General features: G+C 67.7%; 14 protein-coding genes. 8 read left to right on the top strand and 6 right to left on the bottom strand.

What is annotated here, in order from left to right; all coding sequences use genetic code 11:
• Window positions 1-18: 18 nt before the first annotated feature.
• From GON01_RS04340 to GON01_RS04320, 5 genes are all read left to right on the top strand, one after another.
• Complete coding sequence (locus GON01_RS04340) at window positions 19-1,152, top strand: NAD(P)/FAD-dependent oxidoreductase (RefSeq protein ID WP_157026144.1); 1,134 nt, start codon at window positions 19-21, stop codon at window positions 1,150-1,152.
• Window positions 1,153-1,201: 49 nt separating this feature from the next.
• Window positions 1,202-2,167 carry a class II fructose-bisphosphatase gene (gene glpX / locus GON01_RS04335; protein WP_157026143.1) on the top strand — a complete coding sequence of 322 codons (966 nt, stop codon included), beginning with the start codon at window positions 1,202-1,204 and terminating at the stop codon, window positions 2,165-2,167.
• Between the two features lie 181 nt (window positions 2,168-2,348).
• Complete coding sequence (locus GON01_RS04330; RefSeq protein ID WP_157026142.1) at window positions 2,349-3,356, top strand: ATP-dependent DNA ligase; 1,008 nt, start codon at window positions 2,349-2,351, stop codon at window positions 3,354-3,356.
• Window positions 3,357-3,400: 44 nt separating this feature from the next.
• Window positions 3,401-3,670: a ribbon-helix-helix domain-containing protein gene (locus GON01_RS04325; protein WP_157026141.1), complete on the top strand. Its 270-nt coding sequence runs from the start codon at window positions 3,401-3,403 to the stop codon at window positions 3,668-3,670.
• On the top strand, window positions 3,667-3,972 hold the full coding sequence (locus tag GON01_RS04320) for a type II toxin-antitoxin system RelE/ParE family toxin (protein WP_157026140.1): 306 nt from the start codon (window positions 3,667-3,669) through the stop codon (window positions 3,970-3,972). Before GON01_RS04325 ends, GON01_RS04320 begins: the two co-directional genes overlap by 4 nt.
• Here GON01_RS04320 and gatB read toward each other — a convergent pair.
• Window positions 3,969-5,453, bottom strand: a complete 1,485-nt coding sequence (gatB, locus tag GON01_RS04315) for an Asp-tRNA(Asn)/Glu-tRNA(Gln) amidotransferase subunit GatB (protein ID WP_157026139.1) — start codon at window positions 5,451-5,453, stop codon at window positions 3,969-3,971. The genes GON01_RS04320 and gatB overlap by 4 nt on opposite strands.
• Window positions 5,454-5,586: 133 nt before the next feature.
• Between gatB and GON01_RS04310 the strand changes: the two genes are divergently transcribed.
• Window positions 5,587-6,549 carry a glycosyltransferase family 2 protein gene (locus GON01_RS04310; protein WP_232328655.1) on the top strand — a complete coding sequence of 321 codons (963 nt, stop codon included), beginning with the start codon at window positions 5,587-5,589 and terminating at the stop codon, window positions 6,547-6,549.
• A gap of 8 nt (window positions 6,550-6,557) precedes the next feature.
• On the opposite strand, the gene GON01_RS04305 is transcribed toward GON01_RS04310, so the two are convergent.
• The 4 genes from GON01_RS04305 to gatC are packed head-to-tail and all read right to left on the bottom strand — an operon-like array spanning window position 6,558 to window position 10,402.
• Window positions 6,558-7,349, bottom strand: a complete 792-nt coding sequence (locus tag GON01_RS04305) for an FkbM family methyltransferase (RefSeq protein ID WP_157026138.1) — start codon at window positions 7,347-7,349, stop codon at window positions 6,558-6,560.
• 17 nt (window positions 7,350-7,366) lie between these two features.
• The gene (locus GON01_RS04300) at window positions 7,367-8,599 is read right to left on the bottom strand and encodes a glycosyltransferase family 4 protein (RefSeq protein WP_181599890.1); all 1,233 of its coding nucleotides are present in this window, start codon (window positions 8,597-8,599) and stop codon (window positions 7,367-7,369) included.
• 31 nt (window positions 8,600-8,630) lie between these two features.
• Complete coding sequence (gene gatA, locus GON01_RS04295) at window positions 8,631-10,115, bottom strand: Asp-tRNA(Asn)/Glu-tRNA(Gln) amidotransferase subunit GatA (RefSeq protein ID WP_157026136.1); 1,485 nt, start codon at window positions 10,113-10,115, stop codon at window positions 8,631-8,633.
• Window positions 10,115-10,402 (bottom strand): Asp-tRNA(Asn)/Glu-tRNA(Gln) amidotransferase subunit GatC, encoded by a 288-nt coding sequence (gene gatC, locus GON01_RS04290; protein WP_157026135.1) that lies wholly within the window; start codon window positions 10,400-10,402, stop codon window positions 10,115-10,117. Before gatC ends, gatA begins: the two co-directional genes overlap by 1 nt.
• A 78-nt stretch (window positions 10,403-10,480) precedes the next feature.
• Here gatC and GON01_RS04285 point away from each other — a divergent pair, with 78 nt between their 5' ends.
• Together GON01_RS04285 and ruvX are read left to right on the top strand one after the other, a co-directional pair.
• A complete protein-coding gene (locus GON01_RS04285) occupies window positions 10,481-11,590 on the top strand; it encodes a DUF3089 domain-containing protein (protein WP_181599889.1) in 1,110 nt (369 codons plus the stop codon).
• 66 nt (window positions 11,591-11,656) lie between these two features.
• On the top strand, window positions 11,657-12,118 hold the full coding sequence (gene ruvX, locus GON01_RS04280; RefSeq protein ID WP_157026134.1) for a Holliday junction resolvase RuvX: 462 nt from the start codon (window positions 11,657-11,659) through the stop codon (window positions 12,116-12,118).
• A 5-nt stretch (window positions 12,119-12,123) separates the two neighbouring features.
• Here the strand turns inward: ruvX and GON01_RS04275 are convergent, their stop codons facing one another.
• Window positions 12,124-12,756 carry a glutathione S-transferase N-terminal domain-containing protein gene (locus tag GON01_RS04275; protein WP_157026133.1) on the bottom strand — a complete coding sequence of 211 codons (633 nt, stop codon included), beginning with the start codon at window positions 12,754-12,756 and terminating at the stop codon, window positions 12,124-12,126.
• Between the last annotated feature and the right edge of the window lie 7 nt (window positions 12,757-12,763).

The following is a 12,763-nucleotide window of genomic DNA, read 5'->3' as shown; positions in this document are numbered from 1 at the left end:
CCCTCTACGACGCTACAAATGACCAAGACTGCGGATTTCCTGATCATCGGCGGCGGCGTCGCCGGGCTGTCCGTCGGCGCCCGGCTCGCGCAGCACGGCAAGGTCGTGCTGATCGAGGCGGAGGATGCCGTCGGCTATCACAGCTCCGGGCGCAGCGTGACCTTTTCGCACTTCGGCATCGGCGGCGCGACGGTCCGCGCGCTCACCGCCTATAGCCGCGCATTCTTCCAGTCCCCTCCAGACGGCTTCGACGCGCTCGCCGCGGTCCGGCCGGCGCTGTTCATCGCCAACCAGGCGATGCTGCCCGCGCTCGACGAGCTGGAGCGGATTACCCGCGCCCATGCCGACGCGGTCGAGCGGCTCGATGCGCAAGCGGCCGCGCATTATTGCCCGGCACTGCGCTGGGCGCCCGACGCCGTGGTCGCCGCCTTCGTGCATCGCGAGGGGCTGAAGCTCGATCCGCACGCGCTCCTGCAGGGATTCGCGCGGACGATCCGTGCCGCGGGCGGCGAGGTCGTCACCGGCGCCCGCGCCGTGGCGATCGGCCCACGCTGGCGGGTGCAGGCCGAGAGCGGCGAGACCTACGAAGCGCCGGTGCTGGTCAATGCCGCCGGAGCCTGGGCCGACCGCGTCGCCGAAATGGCCGGCGTCCGCCCGCTCGGCCTGACGCCGCTCCGCCGGACGATCATCGTCTTCGACCCGCCGGCGGAAATGGACGTGCGGGATTGGCCGTTCGTGAAGACCGCCGTCGACTATATGTACATGATGCCCGATTCCGGTCGCCTCCTCGCCTCGCCGGTCGACGAGAATCCGGACGATCCGGGCGATGCCCAGCCCGACGAGCTCGACATGGCCGTCGCCGCGCACCGGGTGAGCGAGTTCACGACGCTGGAAGTCCGCCGCATCACCCACCGCTGGGCCGGCCTGCGCACTTTCGCCGCCGACCGCGTGCCGGTCGCCGGCTATGCGCCCGATGCGGACGGCTTCTTCTGGCTGGCGGGCCAGGGCGGATACGGGCTGCAGACGGCGCCGGCAATGGCGGAGATTGCCGAGGCGCTGGCGCTCGGCGCGGCATGGCCGGACGCGCTCGCCGCCGCGGGCCTGGTGCCGGAGCAGATCAGGCCCGAACGGCTGCCGGCCTTCTCGACATAATAGTCCCGCTCCCCTATCGCCGCGCCAGGTTCAGGGAGAGACGATTTCAATGACGGCTAGCCACAATCTCGATCGCGTGCTGGTGCTGGAGATGGTCCGCGTGACCGAGGCGGCGGCAATCGCCGCGTCGAAGCTGATCGGCCGGGGCAACGAAAAGGAAGCGGACGCCGCTGCCGTCGAGGCGATGCGCGCCGCGCTCAATACGCTCGACATCGAAGGCACCGTCGTGATCGGCGAGGGCGAGCGCGACGAAGCGCCGATGCTCTATATCGGCGAGAAGGTCGGCTCCGGCACTGGCCCGGCGATCGACATCGCGCTCGATCCGCTGGAAGGCACCACGATCACCGCCAAGGCCGGCCCGAACGCGCTTGCGGTGCTGGCGATCGCGGAGAAGGGCTGCCTGCTGAACGCGCCCGACGTGTACATGGAAAAAATCGCGGTCGGCCCCGGCTATCCCGACGGCGTGATCGACCTTGACAAGAGCCCGGCCGACAATGTCCGCGCGATCGCCGCCGCCAAGGGCGTCAAGCCGAACGAGGTCATCGCGTGCGTGCTCGACCGGCCGCGCCACGAGAAGCTGATCGCTGAGCTGCGCGCGGTCGGCTGCGGCATCATGCTGATCCCGGACGGCGACGTGGCGGGCGTGATCGCGACCACCAATCCCGACACGACGATCGACGTCTATATGGGATCGGGCGGCGCGCCGGAGGGTGTGCTGGCGGCGGCGGCGCTGCGCTGCGTCGGTGGCCAGTTCAAAGGGCGGCTCCTGTTCCGCAACGACGACGAACGCGCCCGCGCGCGGAAATGGGGCATCGAGGACCTGAACAAGGTCTATGATCTGACAGAGCTCGCCCAGGGCGACTGCATCTTCGCGGCGACCGGCGTCACCGACGGTTCGCTGCTCGAAGGCGTCAAGCGCCGCAAGGGCGGCATGATGACCACCGAAAGCGTCGTCATGCGCGCCAGCACCGGTACCGTCCGCTGGGTCAAGGCGGAGCATCACAAGGCATTCTAAATCCTCCCCGAGCTGGCTCGGGGAGGGGGAACGCTCGCCGGAGGCGAGTGGTGGAGGGGCCGGCGGCGGAGCCGACGGAAGCCACCCTCCGCTTCGCTCCGGGCCCCTCCACCGCGCTTCGCGCGGTCCCCCTCCCCTCGCAAGCGAGGGAGGATTTAGGACTTCGTGCGTTCCCGCTTCCATGCGCGCCCTTGCCCCGATGGAAGCGAAGCTGGTCGAAGCCCTGCCGGCCGGCCCCGGATGGCAGTTCGAGCCGAAATGGGACGGGTTCCGCTGCATCGCTGTGCGCGATGGCGGCGACGTCCAGCTGATCTCCAAGTCCGGCAAGCCGCTCGGCCGCTACTTCCCCGAAGTCGTGGCGATGCTGACCGCGCTGAAGGCCGATCGCTTCATCCTCGACGGCGAGCTGATCATTCCGGTCGGCGACTGCCTCTCGTTCGAGGCGCTGCAACTGCGGCTGCATCCGGCCGAGAGCCGCGTGCGCAAGCTCGCCGCCGAGACTCCGGCACAGTATATGCTGTTCGACCTGCTGGCGCTGGACGGCGACATGCTGGCGGCGGAGCCTCTGTCCGCCCGGCGCAAGAAGCTGGAGCGATTCCACTCGAAGCACGGTTCGGCGTCGCTGCTGCTGTCGCCGGCGACGACCGATCGCGCGCAGGCCGAGGCGTGGCTCGCCAGCACCGGCGGCGCGCTGGACGGTGTGGTCGCCAAGCGACTGGATGAGCCGTACCAGCCGGGCGAACGGGCGATGCTGAAAGTGAAGCAGATCCGCTCCGCCGACTGCGTGGTCGGCGGCTTCCGCTATGCGTCCGGCAAGAACGAGGTCGGCTCGCTGCTGCTCGGCCTGTTCGACGAGCAGGACAGGCTCGACCATGTCGGCTTCTGCCTGCCGCCGGGCGACAAGGCGGCGCTGACGAAACAGCTGGAAGACATGGTGGGACCGCCCGGCTTCACCGGCGACGCGCCCGGCGGCCCGAGCCGCTGGTCGACCGAACGCTCCGGCGAATGGCAGCCGCTGCGCTGGGAGCTGATCGCGGAGGTCAAGTACGACCAGGTGACCGGCCAGCGCTTCCGCCACGCCACCCGCTTCCTGCGCTGGCGTCCGGACAAGGCGCCGAAGCAATGCCGGATGGACCAGCTCGCGCGGGAGCTGCGCCCGGCGGAGCTCGCTTCCGTTGTCTCCGCTTGAACCCGCTGGCGCAGCGACTATGATGAAATCATATAGGAGGTCCCATGCCAGTCGCTGCGGAAAAACCCGTCACCGTTACGCTTGGCAGGTTGGGCGGTCTCGCGCGGCGGCTCGTTGAAGAAGGCCGCTACGCCTCGGTCAGCGAAGTCATGCGCGCGGGCCTCCGCGCCCTGGAACGCGAGGAAGCCGCGCTCGACGAGCTGATCAAGGCGAAAGTGGCGGAAGCGCTTGCCGACCCGCGGCCTCCGATCCCGATGGAAGAAGCGTTCCAGCGCGCCTATGCGAGATTGGCGGAACGGGATGGCCTGGATTGAAGGTCAGTTTCTCGGAGGATGCCAGCGACGATTTGAGCGAACTCGGCATCTGGATCGCAGAACGAGCCGGCCGTGCAACGGCTGAAGTCTATCTCGCTCGACTGCGCGCTTCATGCCTCAAGCTGTCGGATTTTCCGCGTCATGGGACCCCAAGAAACGACATCGAATGGGGCTTACGGACGATCACGTTCGAGCGTCGGATCCTCATCGTCTATCGCGTCGAAAAGGAACGAGTCCTGATCCTGCGCCTGATCCGCACAGCGCGCGATATTGCCGCCCAGTTCGCGAACGACCAGGGTTAGCCCAGCGCCTTCTTCAGCAGTTCATTGACGACCTGCGGGTTGGCCTTGCCGCCCATTGCCTTCATCGTCTGGCCGACGAAGAAGCCGAACAGGGCCTGCTTGCCGGCCTTGTACTGCTCGACCTTGTCGGCATTGGCTGCGAGGACCTTGGCGATTTCCGCCTCGATCGCGCCGGTGTCGCTGGTCTGCTTGAGGCCGCGCGCCTCGACGATGGCGGCCGGATCCTCGCGCGTTTCCAGCATGATCTCGAACACCTGCTTGGCAAGCGTGCCCGACAGCGTGCCGTCCGCGACCAGCGCCAGCAGCTCGGCGCCCTGTTCCGGGCCGACCGGGCTTTCGTCGACCGACAGGCCGAGGCGATTGAGCGCGCCGAACAAGTCGGAGATGACCCAATTAGACGCGGCCTTGGCCGTCACTCTGTCGCCGCCGGCGGCCAGCAGCGCCTCGAACCAGCGCGCGGTCTCCACCTCGGCGGTCAGGACAGCGGCATTGTAGGCGCTGATGCCGAGTTCGCTTTCATAGCGCCGTCGCTTGGCGTCCGGCAGCTCGGGGAGACTCGCGCGGCACTCGGCGATGAATTCCTCGTCCAGCTCCAGCGGCAGCAGGTCGGGATCGGGGAAATAGCGATAATCGTGCGCGTCTTCCTTCGAGCGCATCGACCGCGTCTCGCCTTTGTCCGGATCGAACAGCCGCGTTTCCTGCACGATGCGGCCGCCGCTTTCCAGCACGTCGACCTGACGGTTCGCCTCATGCTCGATCGCCGCCATCACGAAGCGGACCGAGTTGACGTTCTTGGTCTCGGTGCGGGTGCCGAATTCCTCGCCCGGCTTCCTCACCGACACGTTCACGTCGGCGCGCATCGAGCCTTCTTCCATATTGCCGTCGCAGCTGCCGACATAGCGCAGGATCGAGCGGAGCTTGCGCAGGTAAGCCCCGGCTTCGGCCGGCGAGCGCATATCGGGCCGCGACACGATCTCCATCAGCGCGACGCCCGATCGGTTGAGGTCGACATACGAACGGGTCGGATGCTGGTCATGCATCAGCTTGCCGGCGTCCTGCTCGACATGGATTCGCTCTATGCCGATGGTTTTTTCCTCGCCCTCGGCCGGCTCGATCGTGACCGCGCCTTCGCCGACGAGCGGATGGTAGAGCTGCGAAATCTGGTATCCCTGCGGCAGGTCGGCGTAGAAGTAATTCTTGCGGTCGAACCGCGACCAGCGGTTGATCCGCGCATCGAGCGCCATGCCGGTGCGCACCGCCTGGCGGATGCACTCGCGGTTCGGCACCGGCAGCATTCCCGGCATCGCGGCGTCGATCAGCGACACCTGCGCATTGGGCTCGGCCCCGAACGCGGTCGCCGCGCCGGAAAAGAGCTTGGCCTTGGACGCGGTGATCTGGGCATGGACCTCAAGGCCGATCACGACTTCCCATTCGCCGGTCGCGCCCTGGATGCGGTAGCTGCTGGTTGCTGCGGTTGCCATGCGCGCCTCCTTCGCCACGGACGGCAAGCATTGCAACCCCGTTCCGCTCGTTCCGAGCGAAGCCGAGGAGCGGCGGCAAAGCGTCGGAGAAGCGCCCCTCGACTACGCTCGGGACGAGCGAGTATGGGAGCGTATGAACATGGTCGAACGGCTGGCGGCAAACGAGGCGCAGACGCGCGCGCGGGTGGCGGTGCTGCTGCCCTGCTATAACGAAGCCAAGGCGATCGCCCAGACGGTCAACGGATTCCGGCGCGCGCTGCCGAACGCGACGATCTATGTCTACGACAATAATTCGAAGGACGACACGGTCCGCGTCGCGGGCGAGGCGGGGGCCGTCGTCCGCACGGAACGGACCCAAGGCAAGGGCAATGTCGTCCGCCGCATGTTCGCAGACGTGGAAGCCGACATCTATGTGCTGGCCGACGGCGACGCGACCTATGACGCGACCGCAGCCCCGGCGATGATCGAGCGGCTGGTGGCCGAGCAGCTCGACATGGTCGTCGGCACCCGCGAGAGCGACGCGCAAGAAGCCTATCGGCGCGGGCACCGCTTCGGCAACCGGATGCTGACCGGCTGCGTCACCTGGATTTTCGGCCAGACCTTCAGCGATATCCTGTCCGGCTACCGGGTGTTCTCGAACCGCTTCGTGAAGTCCTTCCCGGCGCTGTCCGAAGGCTTCGAGATCGAGACCGAGATCAGCGTTCACGCGCTGGAGCTGAAGATGCCGGTCGCCGAAGTGCCGACCAGCTATGCCGCGCGGCCGGAGGGATCGGAATCGAAGCTTTCCACCTATCGCGACGGCTGGCGCATCCTGCGGCTGATCCTGAACCTTTATCGGATCGAGAAGCCGATTGCCTTTTTCGGCCTGGTCTCGGTGCTGTTCATGGCGCTCGCGCTGGGCCTGTCGCTGGACCTGTTCGCGACGTATCTGAAGACCGGCCTGGTCCCGCGCCTGCCGACCGCGGTGCTGTCGACCGGCCTGGTGCTGCTCGGCATCGTCAGCCTGTCGTGCGGGCTGATCCTGGACACGGTGACGCGCGGCCGCCGCGAAGTGAAGCGGCTGGCCTATCTGGGACTGCGGCCGCCGGGCGCCTGAGATCGTCGTCAGGCGCGGACGTAGAGCAGATTCTCGCCCTTGATGTAGAGCTCCATCGCCTGGGTGCTGAGCGCCTTCTGGAAATTGGCCGAGGTCATCTTGCCGGGCAGCATCCAGTCGTGCGGCTCGATCACGATCGCATACGGCTTGGCGACCCAGTCGCAATTGGCCTCGAACAGGTCCGATTCGAAGCCTTCGATATCGATCTTGACGAGCAGCGGATCGTCCCCGCCCGAGGCGGCGAACGCATCCTCGATGGTGACGATCGGCAGGCCCTGATCCGCGCGCTCGGTCTGCACGGCCCAGCCCACATCGGTGCCGCTGAGGCTGACGAAGCCGGGGCTGGAGCCGATCGCGGCGGGCATGATCACATGGTTGGGCCGGTGGCCGACATTCTTCCGCAGCACTTCCAGATTGGCCGGGTCCGGCTCCACCGAGACGATCCGGGCGGCAGGGAATTGCTGCTCGAAATAGAGCGCGGACGCGCCGATGTTCGCGCCGGCATCGACGATGATCGGCTTGCGTCCGGCGGCGAGGATTTCCTCGTAGCGCGCCTGGATCCGCGCCCGCATGCCCGCGGGATTGACCAGATCATATTCATGCTTGCCGAATACCTGGCGGAGCACCGCGACGTCGCTGTTGCCGCCGCGCACATGAACCGGCCCGATGCCGGGCACGTGGACCGCCGCGGTTGTGCCGGGCCGCAGCCTCGCCAGGTTGGACTTGACGACGAAGCCGGGGCCGAAGGCCGCCAGGTCGCCCGCAATATGGGCCACTCGCCTGGTGAAGCTTGCGAACATTTCTTCCCCCTCAGGCGCTATTTTCGGGCCAGCGCGAAAGCCGCGGCCGACGGCCTCTCGTCCTCGTCTTCGCCCGACACGGCTTCGCCGGGCCTCGCGCGACGATACGCCTCGAGCGCGAGCTCCGCCACCGCCGCGCCCCAGTGCGACCAATTCGCCACGTCGCGAGACCAGGAATAGGACGAGGCGCGCAGCGCGGCCAGCCGATCGCCACGGGCGACGATGTCCGCGATGTCGCGCGCGACGGTCGCCGGGTCGGTGCCCATCGGGAACACCAGCCCGCTGCGGCCATGCGGCACCGCCGAGGCGACGCCGCCCACGTCGAAGGTGATCGCCGGCAGCGCGAAGGCGGCTGCTTCGCTGAACACGACCGGCGTCGCGTCGGCGATCGTCGGCAGGATGAACATGTGGGCGTGGCGATAGATGTCCGCCATCCGCTCGGCCTCTGCGGGTACGTCCTTGTTCAGCGATCCGTGCCAGGTGACGAACGGCAACGCGGCGACCCGGTCGGGCACGCGGCCGACCAGGTTAAGGCGGGTCGCGCAGCCCATCTCGTTCAGCAGGCGGACGACATCGACCGCGAAGTCGCCCCCCTTCCGCTGCCAATCCAGCCCGACATAGAGCAGCTGCAGCTCCCGCGCCGGGTCGCCGATGACCGGCGGCTCGGCCGGCGGCAGCAGGTCCGCGCGCAAATTGGGGCCGTAGGGAAGGATGGCGATCTTCGCCGGATCGATGCCGTAATCGTCCACCGCCGAATCGCGCGCCCAGTTGGACGAGACGACGATCGCCGAGGCGCGATCGAGCGACCGCGCCTCGGCGGTGTTGCCGTTCTCGACATTCCAGCGCGGCAGGCCCCGCCATTTCGGATAAAGCCGCGTCAGCGACTGGAAGGTGCCGTCGGTGCAATAGACGATCGGCACGTCCGTCTTCAGCCGCGAGAGCACCGAGGAGGCGGCGACGCAGACGATCACGTCGGGCCTGGCGGCACGAACGGCCCTGCCGACCAGGCGGGCCGCGACCGCCGAAAACAGCGGGTGGAAATAATAATTGGCGTGACGCCCGGTGAGCCGGCGGCGCAGCCCGCTCAGCTTCGCGCTGACCTTGAGCAGCAGGTCGACATGGATCGGCACCAGCGCCTCGAACTGCGGCTGGAGCGCGCGATAGGCGGACAGCAATGTGCCGGAAAAGCCCGCCGTGCTGCTCGGGTCGGACGCGGAAACAAGGGCCACCCTGAGCTTCTGCACGGTCACGCCACACTCCAATCGGTCGTCGTCAGACGCGCTACCACCAGCGCTCCGGACGCCTCATAAACCCGGCGCGCTGTTCGAGCGCGAGGCCCGCGTTCAGCACGCCCTGCTCGTCGAACGCCTTGCCGATGACCTGCAGGCCGAGCGGAAGCCCCTGCCCGTCGAGACCGGCCGGCACCGACATCGCCGGCAGCCCAGCCAGTGAAGACGGCACCGTGAACACATCGTTTAGGTACATCGCAATGGGATCGGCCGATTTTTCGCCGAGCGCAAAGGCGGCGGACGGCGCGGTCGGCGTCAGCAGCAGGTCGCACTGTTCCCAGGCATTGTCGAAATCGCGCGCGATCAGTGCCCGCACCTTCTGCGCCTGGTTGTAATAGGCGTCGTAAAAGCCGGCCGACAGCACATAGGTGCCGATCAGGATGCGGCGCTTCACTTCCTTGCCGAAGCCGGCGGCGCGTGTGGCCGCGTACATGTCCTGCAGGCCGGCGCCTTCGGGCAGCTCGCGCAGGCCATAGCGCACGCCGTCATAGCGGGCGAGGTTCGACGACGCCTCGGCCGGCGCGATGATGTAGTAGGCGGGCAGCGCGTATTTGGTGTGCGGCAGCGACACCTCGACCACCTCCGCACCGGCATCCTTCACCCACTCGATGCCCTGCCGCCACAGCGCATCGATCTCGGCGGGCATGTTGTCGACCCGGTATTCCTTCGGGATGCCGATGCGCTTGCCCTTCAGGTCGGCGGACAGGCCCGCTTCCCAGGCGGGCACGGGCATGTCGAGGGAGGTCGCGTCCTTCGGGTCGAAGCCGCTCATCGCCTCCAGCATGATCGCGCAGTCCTTGACCGTGCGCGCCATCGGCCCGGCCTGGTCGAGCGACGAAGCGAAGGCGACCACACCCCAGCGCGAGCAGCGGCCATAGGTCGGCTTGATGCCGCAGATGCCCGTAAAGGCAGCCGGCTGGCGGATCGAGCCGCCGGTATCGGTGCCGGTCGCCGCCGGCGCGATCCGTGCCGCCACAGCCGCCGAGCTGCCGCCCGACGATCCCCCCGGCGCAAGCGGCGCATTGCCGCCGTCGCTCCGCCGCCAAGGCGAGATCACGTTGCCGAACGCGCTGGTCTCGTTGGACGAACCCATCGCGAACTGGTCCATGTTGAGCTTGCCGAGCATGCCGGCGCCCGCGTCCCACAGCTTTGCCGTGATCGTCGATTCATAGACCGGCTTGAACCCGCCGAGGATGTGGCTGGCGGCGGTGGTCTGCACGCCCTTCGTGCAGAACAGGTCCTTTATGGCGAGCGGCACGCCGGCAAGCGGCTTCGCCGCCTCGCCCGCCGCGCGGGCCTTGTCGGCGGCGTCGGCGGCGGCGAGCGCGTGCTCCGGCGTCTCGACGATGAACGCGTTCAGGCCCTTGGCGGACGCGACCGCGCCGTTGAACGCCTCGGCCGCTTCGCGCGCGGAGAAGTCGCCGGCACGGAAGCCGTCGCGCAGCTCCGCGACGGTGAGGTCGGTGAGCGCCGTCATTATTCGATCACTTTCGGCACGGCGAAGAAGCCATGCTCGGCCTGAGGCGCGTTGGCCAGCACCTGGTCGCGGATATCGCCTTCGGTGACGAGATCGTCGCGCAGGCGCAGCTGGCTCGGAATCACCGCCGTCATCGGCTCGACCGACGAGGTGTCGACTTCCTGCAATTGCTCGATCCAGCCAAGAATGTTGTTGAGCTCGGGCACGAGCGCCTCGGCCTCGCCATCGCTGATCGCGATACGCGCGAGGCCGGCGACTTTGCGGACGGTTGCGGTGTCGACGGACATGGCGGCGCGGCTAGCATCGCGAAGGCGGGGCGGCAAGGCAGGCTTGCGAGCGCGGACGAATCGACTACCTGCCCGCCAGTGGACCGCAAATTCCTCTATGTGATCGCCGCGCTGATCGTGCTCGTGCTGGGGGCGGGGATCGCATACCAGCTGTTCGGGACCGACCTGTTTCGCCGTGTCTTCGTGCCGAGCGTCGCTTTCACGGCAGAACCGCCACAGGCGCGGGGCGCCTATGCGGACCCCGCCATGTGGTATTCGCGCCCGGGCAAGGGTCACAGCGATCCGGCGCTGTGGGCGCCGGCCGGCTACCAGCCGAACCCGAATCCGCCCGCCGCCCTGTTCTTCGTGCACCCGACCAGCTTTCTCGACCGCGACGCCTGGAACATGGCGCTCGATAATGTCGAGGCGAACCAGCGCGCGCGACTGTTCATCCGCGGCCAGGCGAGCGCGTGGAACGACGTCGCGGCGGTCTGGGCACCCAAATACCGGCAGGCGACGTTCGGCGCGTTCCTGACCAACAAGGCGGATGCGCAGAAGGCGCTGGACCTCGCCTATCGCGACGTGCTGGCGGCATTCGATACGTTCCTGGCGATGGTGCCGAAGGACCGGCCGATTTTCCTGGCCGGGCACAGCCAGGGCGCGCTGCACCTGGAGCGGCTGCTTCGCGAGCGGGTCGCCGGCACGCCGCTCGCGAAGCGGATCGTCGCGGCCTATGTCGTCGGCTGGCCGATCTCGCTGACGACCGATCTGCCCGCATTGGGCCTGCCCGCCTGCACGCGCGCCGACCAGGCCGGCTGCGTCCTGTCCTGGATGAGCTTTGCCGAGCCGGCCGATCCCGACCTGATCACCGACACTTATGACGCGAGCACCGGCTTTGATGGCCAGCCGCGCAAGGGTACGCCCTTCCTCTGCGTGAACCCGATCACCGGCACCCAAGACGGCGCTGCGCCGGCTTCGGCTAATCTCGGGACGCTTTATCCCTCGGAGGATCTGTCGGCGGCCGAGATCAAGGCGGGACAGGTGCCGGCGCGCTGCGCCGGACGCGGCATCCTTCTGATCGGCGAGGGGCCGAAGCTTGCGCCCTATGTGCTGCCGGGCAACAACTACCACGTGTTCGACATCAGCCTGTTCTGGGCAAACGTCCGCGCCGATGCGGCGCGGAGATTGGCGAGCTATGAGAAACAATAGCAGTGTTCCGGCGGAGGCCGGAGCGTTGTGGGCAAGGCTCCGGCCTTCGCCGGAGCACAAGACGGCATGATCACAGCCTCAAAGCAGGATTTACTCGCCGCGCTGCCCGATGGCGGGCGGCTGCTGGGGCTGGACGTCGGGACCAAGACGATCGGCACCGCCCTGTGCGACGCCGGCTGGTCGATCGCCAGCCCCGCCGAGCTGATCCGGCGCACGAAATTCGCTGCGGACAAGGCGGCGCTGGAAGGACTCATCGCGGCGCAGGCGGTGCGCGGGCTGGTGATCGGACTGCCGCTGAATCTCGACGGCTCCGATTCGCCGCGCACCCAGTCGGTCCGTGCCTTTGCCCGCAACTTGGAAGGCATCGGGCTGCCGATCCTCCTGTGGGACGAGCGCTGGTCCACCCAGGCGGTCACGCGCACGCTGCTCGACGCCGATACGAGCCGCGCGCGGCGGGCGGAACTCGTCGATAAGATGGCGGCCGCTTACATCCTCCAGGGCGCGATCGACGCGATGATGATGGGCTGACCCGATCAGTGCTGCAGCACGGCCATCCCGCGCTGCACCGCCGGGCGTTCGCCGACGCGGTCGAGCCAGCTCTGCACCGCGGGCGCATGCTCTAGCGCGCTCGCCAGCGGCACCTGCAGCATCGTCGTAGCCGTGACCATCCAAGGGTAGCAGGCGATGTCGGCGATCGAATAGTCGCCAGCCAGATAGTCGGCCTCCGAAAGCCGGCCGTTCATCACCCGGATCAGCCGCCCGCATTCGTCCTTGAAGCGCTCAATCGCGTGCGGGACCTGTTCGGGCGCGCGATTCGCGAAATAGCCGAGCTGGCCGAGCATCGGCCCCAGCCCGCCGACCTGCCAATACAGCCATTCCAGCGCCTTGAACCGCGCGTGCCCGGACGGCGCGAGCAGGCGTCCGCTCCGTTCCGCCAAGTAGGTCAGGATCGCGCCGCTTTCGAAAATCGAAAGCGGCCCGCCGTCCGCTTCGTCATCGACGATCGCCGGGATCTTGTTGTTCGGACTGACCTTCAGGAAACCGGGCGCGAATTGCTCGTCCTTGCCGATATCGACACCCTTCGCCTGATAGTCCCACCCTAGCTCTTCCAGCATGATCGCCGGCTTGCGACCGTTTGGCGTCTTCCAGGTGTAGAGCGTGATCATCGCGTGC

The sequence above is a fragment of the Sphingomonas horti genome (assembly GCF_009753715.1).
Lineage (GTDB): Bacteria > Pseudomonadota > Alphaproteobacteria > Sphingomonadales > Sphingomonadaceae > Sphingomonas_B > Sphingomonas_B horti.
Note: the sequence above shows the minus strand (reverse complement) of the source record. Positions and strands in the feature narration are given on the sequence as shown.

Bases quoted from the DNA above. Each gene is read 5' to 3' on its own strand.
- gatA (WP_157026136.1), bottom strand. From the start codon at position 10,115: ATGACGGCGCTCACCGACCTCACCGTCGCGGAGCTGCGCGACGGCTTC.
- GON01_RS04275 (WP_157026133.1), bottom strand. From the start codon at position 12,756: ATGATCACGCTCTACACCTGGAAGACGCCAAACGGTCGCAAGCCGGCG.
- GON01_RS04305 (WP_157026138.1), bottom strand. From the start codon at position 7,349: ATGTTCGCAAGCTTCACCAGGCGAGTGGCCCATATTGCGGGCGACCTG.
- gatC (WP_157026135.1), bottom strand. From the start codon at position 10,402: ATGTCCGTCGACACCGCAACCGTCCGCAAAGTCGCCGGCCTCGCGCGT.
- GON01_RS04340 (WP_157026144.1), top strand. From the start codon at position 19: ATGACCAAGACTGCGGATTTCCTGATCATCGGCGGCGGCGTCGCCGGG.
- glpX (WP_157026143.1), top strand. From the start codon at position 1,202: ATGACGGCTAGCCACAATCTCGATCGCGTGCTGGTGCTGGAGATGGTC.
- GON01_RS04330 (WP_157026142.1), top strand. From the start codon at position 2,349: ATGCGCGCCCTTGCCCCGATGGAAGCGAAGCTGGTCGAAGCCCTGCCG.
- ruvX (WP_157026134.1), top strand. From the start codon at position 11,657: ATGATCACAGCCTCAAAGCAGGATTTACTCGCCGCGCTGCCCGATGGC.
- gatB (WP_157026139.1), bottom strand. From the start codon at position 5,453: ATGGCAACCGCAGCAACCAGCAGCTACCGCATCCAGGGCGCGACCGGC.
- GON01_RS04310 (WP_232328655.1), top strand. From the start codon at position 5,587: ATGAACATGGTCGAACGGCTGGCGGCAAACGAGGCGCAGACGCGCGCG.
- GON01_RS04325 (WP_157026141.1), top strand. From the start codon at position 3,401: ATGCCAGTCGCTGCGGAAAAACCCGTCACCGTTACGCTTGGCAGGTTG.